Raw genomic sequence first — 15,465 nt, 5'->3', positions numbered from 1 at the left:
CCATGACCGCCGCCCCGCAGGAAGATGCTTTGAGCCTTGCCGAAACGCAGCCGGCGGGTAATGTCGGCCGCATGAAGATTCTCATCATCGAAGATGATCTCGAAGCCGCGGTCTACCTCACGAAAGCCTTTCGCGAGGCGGGCATTGTCGCCGATCACGCCAGCGACGGCGAGAGCGGCCTGTTCATGGGGTCAGAAAATACCTATGACGTCATCGTCATCGACCGCATGCTGCCGCGCCGCGACGGGCTTTCCGTCATCAGCGAGTTGCGCCGCAAGGCCATCCATACGCCGGTCCTCATCCTATCGGCGCTCGGCCAGGTCGATGACCGCGTGACCGGTCTTCGTGCCGGCGGCGACGACTACCTGCCGAAGCCATATGCCTTCAGCGAGTTGCTGGCGCGTGTCGAGGTGCTCGGCCGCCGCAAGGGCACGCCGGATCAGGACGTCGTCTATCGCGTCGGCGATCTCGAACTCGATCGGCTCTCCCACGAGGTGCGCCGCGGCGGCAAGGAGATCCTGCTGCAGCCGCGCGAATTCCGGCTGCTCGAATATCTGATGAAGAATGCCGGCCAGGTGGTGACCCGCACTATGCTGCTCGAAAACGTCTGGGACTATCACTTCGACCCGCAGACCAACGTCATCGACGTTCATGTCTCGCGCCTGCGCTCGAAGATCGAAAAGGACTACAGCCAGCCGCTCCTGAAGACCATTCGCGGCGCGGGGTATATGATCAAGGATGAGGGATGAGCCGTTTCAGGGTTCTCTTCAAGTCCACCGCAGTCCGCCTTTCGGCACTCTATATCCTGCTTTTCGCCATCTGCGCCGCGACGCTCGTCTTCTATGTGACGGCCATGTCGGAGCGGTTGCTGACGGGCCAGATCCGCGACGCCGTCAGGCAAGAGGTGGAACAGGTGCAACGCGCCTATGACACCGGCGGCATGAATCTTCTGCTGCGCACGATGGAGCGGCGTGCGCGCCAGCCGGGCGCCAACCTCTACATCATCGCCGGTCCCTCGGGCGATATTCTCGCCGGCAACGTCGCCTCGGTGCAGCCGGGTGTCTTCGAGGAGATCGGCTGGACCTCCGCGCCCTTCATCTATCAGCGTTATACCGACAGCGGCATCGAGCGCCGCCACAGGGCGATCGCCAATATCTTCGTGCTCGACAACGGCCTCAGAATCCTGATCGGCCGCGATCTCGGCGACCCCGAGCGTTTCCGTCTGCTGGTGCGCCAGGCGCTGATGGTGGCTTTGGCGATCATGGGGCTTGGCGCCATCATCATCTGGTTCGCCATCGGCCGCAACGCGCTGAAACGCATCGACCGCATGTCGGATGCCAGCAAGAAGATCATGGCCGGCGACCTGTCGCAACGCTTGCCGGTGGGCGGATCGGGCGATGAATTCGACCGCTTGTCGATGTCTTTGAATACCATGCTGGAGCGCATCGAGAAGCTGGACGAGGGCCTGCGGCAGGTCTCCGACAACATCGCCCATGATCTCAAGACGCCGCTGACGCGGCTGCGCAACAAGGCGGCCGATGCGCTCGATATCGCCGACGGCGAGACGCGGCGCACCGCGCTCGAAGGCATCATTTCCGAATCGGACCAGCTGATCCGCACCTTCAACGCTCTGTTGATGATCTCCCGCGTCGAGGCCGGATCGGTCGCCGCCGAGATGTCGCCGGTAGAGCTTTCGGCCATCGTCTCCGATAGCGCCGAGCTTTACGAGCCGGCGGCGGAGGAGGCGGGGCTCGGCCTCAGCTCCAGCATCGAGCCGGATGTCGAGGTGCAGGGCAATCGCGAGCTGATCGGCCAGGCGATCTTCAATCTGCTCGACAATGCCATCAAATATTCCTCTGATACCGAAGGCGCGGGCAAAGTGTCGCTGAAACTTTCCCGCCGCCCGGACGGCATCTGCCTTTCGGTCGCCGATCACGGACCGGGCGTTCCCGCCGACCGGCGAGACGACGTGGTGAAGCGCTTCGTCCGCCTCGATGAAAGTCGGTCGAAGCCGGGGACGGGGCTCGGGCTTTCGCTGGTGGAAGCGGTGATGGAGCTGCACAATGGCCGGTTGGAACTCTCCGATACCGATCCCGACAAACCCGAACAGCGTGGATTGACCGTCAGCATGATCTTCCCCGCCAAGGCTGCCTGAGCTTTTTCCGCCGAAATACGATCGGTTGAATCGTATATTGGCGGTTTGCCGCCAAGACCCTAGTTTAATGCCGGTTGAAGGAGGCGTTCCCGCGATTCTGCGGGACCGTTTCCTGAGGCGCTAAAGCAGGGAGAGCGCATGCTGACGAAATCGACGCATGGCCTGAAGGATGTGGCCGAAGGGCTGCTGCGTCCGCTGAACCAGACGGAGTTGAAGCTGGCGCTGGCCGACCTTCAGGAGGCCGGCAGGAGCGAGCCGTTGGTGGCTGCGATGCTGAAGACGGAGAGCCCGCTTCGCGATTTCATCTCGGCCGTGCTGACGCTGTCGCCTTATCTGCGCGAAATTGTCAATCTCGATCCCGCCATCCTCGCCGGCGCCATCACCGAACCGCTGGAGCCGCAGATCGAGGCGCTGGTCGCCGAGGCGCGGCGCTGCTGGCAGCGGGACGGCGAGGGCGCGGCGCCCTCCGAATCGGTGGTGATGAGCAGGCTACGCATCATCAAGCGCAAGGTGGCCTTTCTCGTTGCCCTCGCCGATCTCGCGCGCATCTTCGACGGCCGGGCGACGACGGCCTGGCTGAGCGAGCTTGCCGAAGCGTCGGTTGCCGCCGCAATCGACCATCTGCTGCTGGCGGCGCATGAGGGTGGAAAGCTGCGGCTGCGGGATCTGGCAGCACCGAGCGACGGCTCCGGGCTGATCGTGCTTGGCATGGGCAAACTCGGCGCATCCGAACTCAACTATTCCTCCGATATCGACCTCGTCGTCGTCTTCGACGAGGAGGCCGGTATCGTGCCCGACCCGGATGACGCGATCGAGGTCTTCCCGAGAATGATGCGCCGGCTGGTGCGCATCCTGCAGGAGCGGACAGCCGATGGCTACGTCTTCCGCACCGATCTCAGATTGCGCCCCGATCCCGGTTCGACGCCGCTGGCGATCCCGGTCGATGCGGCGATGATCTATTATGAGGGCAGGGGCCAGAACTGGGAGCGGGCGGCCTTCATCAAGGCGCGCGCCGTTGCCGGCGACTTGACCGCGGGCGCCGATTTCCTGCGCGGCCTCGCCCCTTTCGTCTTCCGCAAATATCTCGATTACGCGGCGATTGCCGATATCCATTCGATCAAGCGGCAGATCCACGCGCATAAGGGCCACGGTGCCATCGCGGTCAAGGGTCATAACGTCAAGCTCGGGCGCGGCGGCATCCGCGAGATCGAATTCTTCGTCCAGACCCAGCAGCTGATCGCCGGCGGCCGCATGCCGGCCTTGCGCGGCCGGGCGACGGAGGAGACGCTCGGAGAACTCACCAAGGCGAAATGGATCGACGCGGAAACCCGTGACGAATTGACGGAGGCTTACTGGTTCCTGCGCGATGTCGAACATCGCATCCAGATGGTGCGCGACGAGCAGACCCACCTGCTGCCGGAGACCGATGTCGATCTCAAGCGCATCGCCTTCATGATGGGATTTTCCGACACGCCGAGCTTCTCCGAACGGCTGGTCGGCGTGCTGAAGACGGTCGAGCGACGTTATGCCCACCTCTTCGAACAGGAGAGCAGGCTTTCCACCGACACCGGCAACCTCGTCTTCACCGGCCAGGGCGACGACCCGGATACGCTGGAGACGCTGAAGAGGCTCGGTTTTACAAGGCCGTCCGACATTTCCCGCATCATCCGCACCTGGCACTATGGCCGTTACCGCGCAACGCAATCGGTTGAAGCGCGTGAAAGGCTGACGGAGCTGGCGCCGGAACTCCTGCGGGTCTTCGGCGAAAGCAAGCGCGCCGACGAGGCGCTGCTGCGCTTCGACAGCTTCATCTCCGGCCTTCCCTCCGGCATCCAGCTGTTCTCGCTGCTCGGCAGCAACCCGGCGCTGCTGTCGCTGATCGTCAACATCATGTCCTCGGCACCCCGGCTTGCCGAGGTGATCGCCGCCAAACCGCATGTCTTCGACGGCATGCTCGATCCCGGCCTGATGGCCGAGCTGCCGACGCGTGATTATCTCGGCGAACGGCTGAAGGGTTCGCTTGCCCAGGCGCGCCACTATGAAGAGGTGCTCGACCGGCTGCGCATCTTCGCCGCCGAGCAGCGCTTCCTGATCGGCATCCGCCTGCTCACCGGTGCGATCAACGGCGTGATGGCCGCACGCGCCTTCACGCATCTCGCCGACCTCGTCATTGCAGCAGCACTCGATGCCGTGGTGAGCGAGATGCGGACAGCACACGGCGATTATCCCGGCGGGCGCCTCGCGGTCGCCGGCATGGGCAAGCTCGGCAGTTTCGAGCTGACGGCCGGTTCCGACATCGATCTGATCCTGCTCTATGATTATGACGACGCGGCCTCCGAATCCGATGGGCCGAAGCCGCTCGACGCGACGCGCTACTTCACCCGCATCACCCAGAGGCTGATGGCCGCCTTGTCGGCGCCGACCGCCGAAGGTGTGCTCTATGAAGTCGACATGCGGCTGCGCCCATCCGGCAACAAGGGGCCGGTTGCCACCCGCATCAATGCCTTCGGCAAGTACCAGCGCGAAGAGGCATGGACCTGGGAGCATATGGCGCTCAGCCGCGCCCGGCTGATCTGCGGCAATGAGAGCCTGGTCGCCGAGACGGAACTGATAGTCCGGGAGGTGCTGTCGGCCGATCGCGATATTGCCAAGGTGGCGCATGACGTCGCCGAAATGCGCGAACTGATCGACAAGGAAAAGCCGCCCTCCGGCCCGTGGGACTTGAAGCTGATCCCCGGTGGCGTCATCGATCTCGAATTCATCGCCCAATACCTGGCACTGATTGCACCGACCAGAGGCGTCGGTATTGCCGTCAATGGGACGAGCACCGGCGAGGCCCTGAAGGTGCTTGGCGACCAGCTGATGGCAACAGCCGATCTCGAAATATGCCTGGAGGCCTTCACGCTTTATACCGGCCTTTCGCAACTGATCCGCCTCTCCATCGACGGACTTTTCGATCCGAACGAAGCACCGGCGGGTCTCGTCGAACTCGTCTGCCGCGCCGGCGACTGCCCTGACATCAGGACGCTGGAAGCGGAGGTAAAGCGGCTGTCGAAAGCGGTTCGGAAAATATTCCTGAATGTCGTGAAAGCCTGATCTCACATCAGGCGGAACGACCGCGAGGATTATCGCGAGCATCGCCTGTCGGAATCTCGTTTAGCCAATCGTCTTCAGGATAGGCAAGCGATGGAGAACAGCAATGACGATTACCATTACAGCTTTTGAACGGTCGCCCGATCGCGGCAGGGGTCTGGCGCGCGACATGCGCGTTCGCTGGGCGCTCGAAGAAGTGGGCCAGCCTTACGAGGTTCGTCTTGTTTCGTTCAAAGAGATGAAGGAGCCCGCGCATTTGGCGCTGCAGCCTTTCGGGCAGATTCCGACCTATGAAGAAGGCGATCTCGCACTGTTCGAGTCCGGCGCCATCGTCTTCCATATCGGCGAGCGCCATGCGGGCCTGCTGCCGGACGATGCGAATGCCCGGGCGCGGGCACTCACATGGATGTTTGCCGCGCTCAACACGGTGGAGCCACCGATCTTCGACCGCGTTCTCGTCATGATCCTCGATCGCGACAAGCCATGGTACGACCAGCGCCTTTCCGCCCTCGAGGACAGCATCCGAAAACGGCTGAGCGACCTCTCCCGTCGTCTTGGCGATGCCGACTGGCTCGATGGGGCGTTCAGCGCCGGTGACCTGCTGATGGTGTCGGTGCTGCTCAGGTTGAAAGGATCAGGCATTCTGGAGGAATATCCGAACCTCGCCGCCTATGTCGCCCGGGCCGAAGCGCGGCCGGCATACAAGCGTGCTTTCGCTGCTCAATTGGCGGTTTTCACCGCCGCATCGGCAGGCTGAAGAGGGTCGGCTCTAGATATCGTCGGGAATGCGCAGCGAGATCACCGTCCCGACTGCTTCGCGTGAGCGGATCTTCATGCTGCCGCCATGCAGCAAGGTCAGCGAGCGGGAGATGGCGAGCCCGAGGCCGGAGCCGCCCTTGCTCTTCGCATATTGGCTCTGCACCTGCTCGAAGGGCTGGCCGATTTTCGACAGCGCCGAGCGTGGAATGCCGATGCCGGTGTCGGCGATGGTGACGACGACGGCGCCGTCGACGTGGCGGGTGCGCACTGCGATCCGGCCGCCATTGTCGGTGAACTTCACCGCATTGGAGAGCAGGTTGAGCAGCACCTGTTTCATTGCCCGGCGGTCCGCCATCAACGTCAGGCCGGAGCAGATGCGCTGTTCGATGACGATGTTCTTTTCAGCCGCGGGCATGGCGGTGAAGCGCAGGCTTTCCTCGATCAGCGGTACGAGGTCGATGCGCTCGCAATGCAGCCTGACATGGCCGGCTTCGATCTTCGACATGTCGAGAATGTCGTTGATGACGTTGAGCAGATGTTTGCCGCTGTCATGGATATCGCGCGCATATTCGTCATATTTCAGCGAGCCGAGCGGCCCGAACATCTGGTTCTGCAGGATTTCGGAGAAGCCGAGGATGGCGTTGAGGGGCGTGCGCAGCTCATGCGACATGTTGGCGAGGAATTCCGATTTCGCCTTGTTGGCAGCCTCGGCCCGTTCCTTCTCCGCCTGGTAGTTGGCGTTGGCCGTCGACAGCTCGGATTTCTGGATCTCCAGCGTCTGGCGTGAGGCGGAAAGATCGCCGATTGTCGCCATCAGCCGGCGTTCGGATTCGCGCAGCCGCTCCTGATGACGTTTCATCAGCGTGATGTCTGTTCCGACCGAAACCTTGCCGCCGTCGCGGGTGCGCCGCTCGTTGATCTGCAGCCAGCGCTCGTCGGCAAGCTGCACTTCCGTCGTACGCGAATAGCCGGAGCCGTCGGCATCGGAAATCCGCCGCTCGATGACAGGACGGGCGGCGGCCGCATTGACGGTCGAGCGCTCGGTGCCGGGCACAAGCACGCTGTCCGGCAGGCCATAAGCCTGCTGGAAATGCGTGTTGCACATGACGAGGCGATCGTTCTTGTCCCAGAGCACGAAGGCTTCCGAGGTGCATTCGATCGCGTCGGCCAGGCGCTGGTCGGCTTCTGCATAGCGCTGGGCGAGCCGATGCTGTTCGGTCACATCCATGGCGATGCCGATCAGGTGCATGCGGCCGGAATTGCTGCGGATCACCTGGGCACGCGCCCGCATCCAGACATAGTGGCCGCCGGCATGGCGCATGCGGAAGATCTGATCGACCTGGCCGGAAGCGCCCTTGCCGATGGCGCGCGCAATCTCGTAGAGCCCGCCGTCATCGGGATGCATCAGTCGGGCGGCTTCGCCGAAGCCCATCGTCTTGTCCGAACCCGGCAGGCCGAGCATGTCGTACATCGACCGCGACCAGAAGAATTCGCGGTTCTCGAAATCGAAGTCCCAGAGGCCGCAGCGGCCACGCGACAGCGCCGTCTCGACGCGCAGGTTCGATTCCACGAAGATGTCGTCAGCATCGCGGGCGCGCTTTACCTGTGTGTAGTAGGCATAGAGGATGACCAGCAGGATCGAGGAGATGCCGGCAAACAGCGTGACGTTGAGCGCCAGTTCCTCGCGCCAGAGCCGGCCGATCTCGTCGAGCGAGGTGGCGGCGACGATATAGCCGCCGGCATTGCCCATCAGCGTGATCTCGGCATAATGCGGTACGCCGCCGATCGTCGTTTCGATGACGCCGGCGCGATCGCCGAAACGCCGGATCGCCGAAACCTCGGGGAAGAAATCGCCGACATTTGTGCCCACATGCGAAAGACCGGCGGTGGTCGCGGCAAAAACCTTGCCGCTTGCCTGCACGAGCAGCACGAAGGCGCCGCTGTCCAGCCGGTCCTGTGGCAGGAATTTAGCGAGGCGGGCCTGCGCCTCGGCGATATCGCCGCCGTCGAAGATGTCGGCCTCATCGGCAAACACGGCAGAGGCGGTTGCCGCCGAAAGGGCCGTGGCATGGCGCGCCGAAGCCTCCAGGCGCCCATATTCGCTCATCATGCCGAAGAAATGCGAGGCGGCGACGACGAAGAGGAAGGCGACGATCAGTGCCGGAATGGCCCGCTTCAGGACGAGCTCGGCCTTCGGCAGATAACGCAGGAGTGGTTCCGATGTCGCATGGCCCGAAAGGCTGTCGCGCCAGGCTTTCAGCCCGTCAAAATCGACACGCAGCCGTCCTCCGGCCACGGTTGCCCGCCGCACGTCCATCATCTCTTCGCCTTGTCCCTCATGTGATTCGCGCGCCGCTCGCTCGAACCTGACCTAGAGAATCATGGGTGATTCGCCTTGTCCAGAGGCAAAGGTAAAAATCCGTTAACTATTTATAATTTCGGGTTTTTCCAGGTGATTCGAGGCGCTGGGCGACCGGCCGCCGATTTTTTCGGCGCGGCCGGTCGAATCAAATTACCCTTTAAGCGTGCGCTCGACGATATCGCGCACGTCGGTCGAAAGATCGGCGGCCCGCTCGATCTCGATCAGCGCCGAGCGGGCGTGATCGGCACGTGTCGGTTCGAGCGACCGCCAGGAGCGCATCGAGGTGAGAATGCGGGCGGCAAGCTGCGGGTTGCGCTCGTCGATATCGAGAATCTGACCGGCGAGGAAGCGGTAGCCTTCACCGTCGGCGCGGCCGAAGCCGGTCGGATTGGCAAAGGCGAAGGTGCCGACCAGTGCCCGCATCCGGTTCGGATTGGTCCGCTTGAAGAGCGGATTATCCATCAGGGCGCGGATCCGTTCCAGGGTTTTGGGACCCGGAATACCGGCCTGGATCGCGAACCATTTGTCGATGACGAGCGCATTTTCCGCGAATCGGTCGCGGAAGCTTGCCAGCGCTTCGCTGGTCTCTGCGCTGTCGGGGAAACGATGGGCGAGGATCGTCAGCGCATGGCTGAGATCGGTCATGTTGTTGGCCGCATCGAAGGCGGCCTTGGCGCGGGCCGGCGTCTGCTCGGCATGCGAGAGGTAGGTGAGGGCGGTATTGCGCAGTGCGCGCAGTCCGGCGCTGTTCGCATCGGGGCTGAAATCGCCTGATGTCGTCATCGCTGCGTAGAGGCCGGCAAAGACATCGTTTCCGACATCGGCTATCTGTTTCAGGATCGCCTGCCGGCCAGCATGGATGGCATCGGGATCGTTGTTGCCGCCAAGTTCGCGGGCGATATCGGATTCACTCGGCAAAGCCAGCGCCTGGGCACGGAAGGCAGGCTCGAGGGCCTCGTCGGCGGCGGCTGCGATCAGCGTCTCGATGAAGGTCGCCTCGCAGACGACAGGCTTGCCCTCGCGGGCGTCGCGTGCAGCTTTCAAGAGGTTCGGCAGCGCCAGATCGGTCAGCGCCTGCCAGCGGGCGAAGTGATTGGTCTCATAGCGGGCGAGAAGAGCGAGATCGGCCGGGCTCTGATCGAAATGCAGATTGATCGGCGCGGAGAAGCCGCGGTTGATCGAAACGACCGGCCGCGAGCCAATGCCATGGAAGATCGCCGTCTGGGTGCGGCCTGTGAGATGCAGCACCTCGCCGATATATTCCGCGCCGTCGACCGAGGTCGGCTCGATCTTGCCGCCGTTTTCGCCAAACAGCGCGAGGCTGAGCGGAATATGCATCGGCTCCTTGCTCGGCTGGCCGGGCGTTGCCGGGATCATCTGTTCAAGCGACAGGGTGAAGCTGCCGGCCGCCGCATCATAGCTGCCCGATGCGGTGACGAGCGGCGTGCCGGCCTGATGGTACCAGAGCGAGAATTGCGTCAAATCGCGCCCGCTTGCATCCTCGAAGCATTTGACGAAATCCTCGATCGTCACGGCCTGGCCGTCATGGCGGTCGAAATAGAGGTCCATGCCCTTCTTGAAGCCGTCCTTGCCGAGCAGCGTCGCGATCATGCGCGTGACTTCGCTGCCCTTTTCGTAGACGGTCGTCGTGTAGAAATTATTGATCTCGCGATATTTCGTCGGCCGCACCGGATGGGAGAGCGGGCCGCCGTCTTCCGGGAACTGCTCCGATTTCAGGTGGCGCACTTCGGCAATGCGTTTGACGGCGCGCGAGCGCTGGTCGGAAGAGAATTCGTGGTCGCGATAGACCGTCAGCCCTTCCTTGAGGCACAGCTGGAACCAGTCGCGGCAGGTGATGCGGTTGCCGGTCCAGTTGTGGAAATATTCATGCGCGATGATCGCTTCGATATTGGCATAGTCGGCATCGGTCGCGATTTCCGGATCTGCAAGGACGTATTTGTCATTGAAGACGTTGAGGCCCTTGTTCTCCATTGCGCCCATGTTGAAGTCGGAGACGGCGACGATCATGAAAATATCGAGATCGTATTCGCGTCCAAACCTCTCTTCGTCCCATTTCATCGAGCGTTTCAGCGCGTCCATGGCATAGGCTGCGCGCGGTTCCTTGCCGTGCTCGACATAGATTTTCAGCACCACCTCGCGGCCGGACATGGTCGTGAACGTGTCTTCGACGACGCCGAGGTCGCCGGCGACGAGCGCGAAGAGGTAGCTGGGCTTCGGATGTGGGTCGAACCAGGCGGCGAAATGTTTGCCGGGGCCATAGCCGGCGCCGCCGAGGAAGTTGCCGTTCGACAAAAGCAGCGGGTTGATGTCCTTGTCGGCGATGATGTTGACCGTGAAGGGCGCAAGCACGTCGGGCCGGTCCGGGAAATAGGTGATGCGGCGGAAGCCCTCCGCCTCGCACTGCGTGCAGTAGATGTCGCCGGTGCGGTAGAGGCCCATCAGTTTGGTATTGGCCTCGGGGTTGATAATCGTGGTGATCGTCAACTCGAAGGGTGCGCTCTCCGGCAGGTCGCGCACTGTCAGGCTTTCCGGTGTTGCGTCGTAACGCGAGGGGTCCAGTTCCACTTGGTCTAACAGCAGCCCCGACAGCGTCAGTTCGTCGCCGTCGAGAACGATCGGCGCTGCCGGATCGGTACCCGTGCGACGATGAAAGATCAGACGCGCCTCGACCTTTGTCTCCGTCGGGTCGAGTTCGAAGGTCAGGTCCACACGTTCCAGCACGAAGTCGGTGGGACGGTAATCTGCCAGATGAATGACCTGGCCGGTATCTGTTCGCATGGTGTTTCCTGAAGACCGTTATTTGATAACCGCGGAATACAGAGGCGGGCGCACTCTGCCATAAATTTTGCCGGGGATGATTACATTAAAGTCTGAACTAAACTTAAAGCAAATTGCCCGCGAACACCAAGTTCGCGGGCAAAATATCTTATTGGACATGGATGAACGCCGCTGGCGCGAGATGGGCGCTACTTCAGGTTGAGAGCGGCCTTGATCGTCGCGTCGTTTTCCGTCTGCTGCACGACGACTCCATACCAGCCGAGCCCGTCGTAATCCTCGTAGCCGAGAGTGCGCGCGAAGGCGACGATCGAGCCGTTATTGTCGTAGTAGCTGCCTTTGCCCTGACCGGACGGATTGGCGAGCGCGAAATGGGAAAAGAGCAAGGCGGGATTGGTGGTGGCGATGACCCGGCTCTTCCCGTCGAGCAGCATGACTGTCGTTCTTTCCGCCAGCTGCGGCGGCAGGTTCGCCTCTTTCTCGACGATCGCCTGGCCTTGGTTCTGCCAGTCGAAATAGACGCCGAGCGTGCCGACCAGCCGCCCGTCGAGCTTGCCCTCTTCGCGGATGCCTGTGGCATAAACGAGCGCATGCCTGTTATCGTGCAGCGGGCTCCCTTTGACGTCGTCGACGATATAGGCGTCGCCGGAGGAGCAGGCCGACGCTGCGCGGAACCACGGATCGCTGGCAAGGCTCGTGCCTACGATCTTGCGCTGGAACTTGGGATTGGCGGATGCGACCACTTTGCCCGAGAGATCGGTCATGACGAGATCGAGATAGACGGTGTAGAAGCGGTTGATGGCGCCGAGACGCTCCGCTGCAAAGGCGGCGGTTTCCCGACTCGGGTTCTGCAGCGCCTGCCAGAGTGACGGGTCCGTCGCCCACCAGCGCACATCGGCCGTGCGCTCGAAGAGATTGCGGACGATGAGCTGCACCAGCGTCTGCGCCAGATCGGTGAGGCGAACGCCCTCCATCTCCTCGACCAGCGAATCGGCCATGGCGCGGCTGAGGCCGATGCGGCCGAGCACGTTGCTCTCGAACCTGCCGGTTATGTCGGTTGCAATCTGCGCCAGTCGCTGCACTTCGTTGGCAACGACGGCAAAGCCCTTTCCGGTCTCGCCGGCTCTGGCCGCCTCGATCAGCGCATTGATCGCCAGCAGCTTGATCTGCTTGACGATATGGGTGTTGTCGGCGCTGAAGCGCTCGAGGTCGGTGCTGATGCCGTCGGTGACGACGCGCATGGACCGCGGTGTCGCATTCTGCGACTGGGCAATGGTTTCGGCGCTAAGCGACTTCATCAAACATGATCCTGGAAGGAGCGGGCAATAGTTTGTGTGGTGAAGAAAATATAGAGATCAGCGATAAAACGATGCTTGCCCATGGTTTTCAATTGGTTAACGTCGAACAGTCAGAGGTGAACATTTTAGGGGGAATGGCTGAAAAGAGGGTGATTTCGGAGCTGTGGCGCAGATACGGCACGATTGAGCCTGCGGCTGAAAGGCGATTTTCGATTCTCCCGCCTTGCTCACGATTTTTTCGCCAATCGGTTTTTCTTTCGATACGATGGAGGACGTCACCCGTTGCGTTCCCGAGTCGAACGCGTCCCCCCGTTCCAGTTAAGTCAGTATCAAGAGCCAGGATCATGCACTCGGTTCTCAGAAACCCGATGAGAGGCATTGCGCTGAAAGTCTCGTCGGTCGTGGTCTTCCTGGCCATGCAGACCTTCATCAAGCTGGCCGGCTCAGACATCCCGCCGGGTCAGGTCACCTTCTGCAGGTCCTTCTTCGCGCTTTTCCCGATCATGGCCTATCTGGCCTATAACAGGCAGCTGCGCGCCGCCTTCTACACCGCCAATCCAATCGGTCACCTCAAGCGCGGCACGATCGGCATCTTGTCGATGGCTTTCGGTTTCTACGGCCTCCTGCATCTTCCGCTGCCGGAGGCGATCGCGCTTGGCTACGCGTTGCCGCTCGTCGCCGTCATCTTCGCTGCCGTTTTCCTCGGCGAGACCGTGCGCATCTATCGCTGGAGCGCCGTCTTGGTCGGTATTGTCGGCGTCGCCATCGTTTCCTGGCCGAAACTCACGCTGTTTCGCGACGGCGGCATGGAAGCCGAACAGGCCGTAGGCGCGCTCTGCGTGCTGTTCTCGGCTGTTCTCGGCGGTATGGCGATGATCCAGGTACGCCGCCTCGTCGAAGAGGAGAAGACGGCGACGATCGTGCTGTATTTCTCGATCACCGCCTCGGTCTTCTCGCTGGCTTCTGTTCCCTTCGGCTGGCTCATCCTGCCATGGCCGATAGCGCTCTATCTGATCGCCGCCGGTTTTTGCGGCGGCGTCGCGCAGATCCTGTTGACGGAAAGTTACCGCCATGCCGATGTCTCCACCATCGCGCCGTTCGAATATACCTCGATCCTGCTCGGCGGCATCGTCGCCTACTTCGTCTTCGGCGATGTGCCGAGCGTGACCATGCTGATTGGCACCGCCATCGTCGTCGCCGCTGGCATCTTCATCATTTATCGCGAGCATCAGCTGGGCATCGAACAGAGAGAGGCGCGCAAGGCCACGACGCCGCAGGCCTGACGCCCGCCAGCGCGCGATATCGGTCTTAACGCGAAGATTGCGGTGGCTTGAAACTTGCTCTCAAGGAGGGAAAAGAGTGGTGAATTCTTGGGATACCGTCGGCCTGTGGAATATGATTGTTGAAGATGAGAGAGTATCATTTATTCCAAGCTGTGCATGTCTGAATGGCCGCTGATGCCGGAGGCGCTCTCGGGTGTCGTTGCTCCGAACGCTGGCGAGCGGGGGGTGGAGAAAAGCATAATGGCATTCACAGCGGAGCAATTGGTGGGGAGCTCTTCCTTTCTGATGAGCATTCGCTTTTTGGCTGGGCAGATGCGCGGCATGTTCGATGCCGGTCCGCGGCTGGCGCGATTGCTCGCTTCTCATCAACGCTGGGTTCTGACCCAGACTGCCTATGCCCTCCACCTGGAATATGATCCGCGCGACCCGACCTCGGGTTTCACGGCCGTGCGGCTGACCGGGCGCATAACCGCGCACAAGGTGGCGAGCCGCAACACGGTGCTCGCCTTCATCGAAGAACTCTATACCTACCGCTTCATAACCCACACGCCCGGCGACGAGCGGCGGCGGCCACGTCATTTCGAACCGGCCGATGTCAGCCATCAGGGGATGTTTGCCTGGCTTTTCTCCAATCTCGGTGCGCTCGACCTGCTCGACGGCGGTCAAAGGGCAGCCTTTTTCCAGGCAAATCCATCACTGATGCGGCTCATTCAGCCGCGCATCGCCCGCCATTGCCTCGAAGATGCCGCCTGGCGCGAACCGCCGGAACAGGTGGCGCTGTTCCTCTGGACGGAAGCCGGCGGCCTCGTCGTAGACAATTTCATCGCCCGGATGGATATGGAAGGCAGCGAGCCGAGGAGATTGTCGGTCGGCCGCGTCGAAACCCGTGCGCTCGCCGCCGATTTCATGATGTCGCGCACCCATCTGCAGCGTCTGTTGGCAAAGGCGGCGCAACGCGGCTGCGTCGGCTGGTATGACGAGCCGCGCAAGACGCATCTTTGGATATCGCGGAATTTCGTCGAGGAATATTGCGCCTGGCAGGCGGTCAAGTTCGCCTATGTCGACGAAGCCTTCGAATGGGCGAAAGCCCAGATCGAGGAAATGGCCATCTGACCAGAGCACTTCCAGCAAAAGTGCGCAGCGGTTTTGCGTCCGGAATGCGTGAAAACAACGAGATAGAGCATTTCCATGACTCGGAAATGTTCTAGAGAACGATCGCCGCTGTACCTGCGCCAATGCGGGATCCGGCATCGGCCGGCTTGATCGAAAGTTCGCGCTCATATTCCCGCGCGGCGCAGACGGCAACGCGGATATGCTCGAATGTTTCGATGTTGCGCAGAAGCGATATCAGGATCGTCGACATGTTGGGGTACTCTTGACACGAAAGGGCAGGCTAAGCGCCGGCAGCGCCGCGCGTCTTTTCAGGCGCGCAAAGGACGCTGCAACACTTTGAGTCTCTGCTCAATATTGCTGGAAGTCCGAAAAAATGGCGTTCGGGCGCGCCGTGCGGCTGTTGATGCCGGTGCCGCGGGCAATCATCTGTTCGTTCGTGGCAAAGCCGAAACGGCTGTAGCCTTGAGTGGAACGAACCTGGTCGCCGGCGAGGCGAAGGGTTTCAAACCCGCTATGGATAGGACGAAATCGCTTGTTCATGGCCTTGGTTCCTGTGATTCCTCCCAAGACACACTTCATATTGCAATGCAGCATAGATTCCGCAAT

The 15,465-nt window shown here is 61.7% G+C and carries 11 protein-coding genes; 6 read left to right on the top strand and 5 right to left on the bottom strand.

The window, feature by feature from the left end:
* The first annotated feature begins 2 nt into the window (after positions 1-2).
* From HFO99_RS27910 to HFO99_RS27895, 4 genes are all read left to right on the top strand, one after another.
* On the top strand, positions 3-749 hold the full coding sequence (locus tag HFO99_RS27910) for a response regulator transcription factor (RefSeq protein ID WP_315857761.1): 747 nt from the start codon (positions 3-5) through the stop codon (positions 747-749).
* Positions 746-2,155 carry a sensor histidine kinase gene (locus tag HFO99_RS27905; protein ID WP_222252706.1) on the top strand — a complete coding sequence of 470 codons (1,410 nt, stop codon included), beginning with the start codon at positions 746-748 and terminating at the stop codon, positions 2,153-2,155. Before HFO99_RS27910 ends, HFO99_RS27905 begins: the two co-directional genes overlap by 4 nt.
* Positions 2,156-2,293: 138 nt before the next feature.
* A complete protein-coding gene (locus tag HFO99_RS27900) occupies positions 2,294-5,251 on the top strand; it encodes a bifunctional [glutamine synthetase] adenylyltransferase/[glutamine synthetase]-adenylyl-L-tyrosine phosphorylase (protein WP_222364906.1) in 2,958 nt (985 codons plus the stop codon).
* Between the two features lie 103 nt (positions 5,252-5,354).
* Complete coding sequence (locus HFO99_RS27895) at positions 5,355-6,005, top strand: glutathione S-transferase family protein (protein WP_222364905.1); 651 nt, start codon at positions 5,355-5,357, stop codon at positions 6,003-6,005.
* Positions 6,006-6,017: 12 nt separating this feature from the next.
* Here the strand turns inward: HFO99_RS27895 and HFO99_RS27890 are convergent, their stop codons facing one another.
* The 3 genes from HFO99_RS27890 to HFO99_RS33840 all read right to left on the bottom strand — a co-directional run bounded on the left by HFO99_RS27890 (position 6,018) and on the right by HFO99_RS33840 (position 12,463).
* The gene (locus HFO99_RS27890; protein ID WP_222364904.1) at positions 6,018-8,327 is read right to left on the bottom strand and encodes a PAS domain-containing sensor histidine kinase; all 2,310 of its coding nucleotides are present in this window, start codon (positions 8,325-8,327) and stop codon (positions 6,018-6,020) included.
* Between the two features lie 192 nt (positions 8,328-8,519).
* Positions 8,520-11,168, bottom strand: a complete 2,649-nt coding sequence (gene pepN / locus HFO99_RS27885; RefSeq protein WP_222332844.1) for an aminopeptidase N — start codon at positions 11,166-11,168, stop codon at positions 8,520-8,522.
* Between the two features lie 188 nt (positions 11,169-11,356).
* Positions 11,357-12,463, bottom strand: coding sequence for a methyl-accepting chemotaxis protein (locus tag HFO99_RS33840; protein ID WP_222364903.1), 1,107 nt, complete (start codon positions 12,461-12,463; stop codon positions 11,357-11,359).
* Between the two features lie 344 nt (positions 12,464-12,807).
* Here HFO99_RS33840 and HFO99_RS27875 point away from each other — a divergent pair, with 344 nt between their 5' ends.
* Together HFO99_RS27875 and HFO99_RS27870 are read left to right on the top strand one after the other, a co-directional pair.
* Entirely contained in the window at positions 12,808-13,746 is a 939-nt protein-coding gene (locus HFO99_RS27875; protein WP_222332846.1) for a DMT family transporter, read from the top strand.
* A gap of 240 nt (positions 13,747-13,986) precedes the next feature.
* On the top strand, positions 13,987-14,859 hold the full coding sequence (locus HFO99_RS27870; RefSeq protein ID WP_222332847.1) for a hypothetical protein: 873 nt from the start codon (positions 13,987-13,989) through the stop codon (positions 14,857-14,859).
* Between the two features lie 91 nt (positions 14,860-14,950).
* Here the strand turns inward: HFO99_RS27870 and HFO99_RS27865 are convergent, their stop codons facing one another.
* Together HFO99_RS27865 and HFO99_RS27860 are read right to left on the bottom strand one after the other, a co-directional pair.
* Complete coding sequence (locus HFO99_RS27865; RefSeq protein WP_222332848.1) at positions 14,951-15,109, bottom strand: hypothetical protein; 159 nt, start codon at positions 15,107-15,109, stop codon at positions 14,951-14,953.
* Positions 15,110-15,207: 98 nt separating this feature from the next.
* On the bottom strand, positions 15,208-15,399 hold the full coding sequence (locus HFO99_RS27860; protein WP_003546802.1) for a hypothetical protein: 192 nt from the start codon (positions 15,397-15,399) through the stop codon (positions 15,208-15,210).
* Positions 15,400-15,465: the final 66 nt, after the last annotated feature.

It is taken from the genome of Rhizobium leguminosarum (assembly GCF_019798305.1).
GTDB lineage: Bacteria > Pseudomonadota > Alphaproteobacteria > Rhizobiales > Rhizobiaceae > Rhizobium > Rhizobium leguminosarum_U.
Note: the sequence above shows the minus strand (reverse complement) of the source record. Positions and strands in the feature narration are given on the sequence as shown.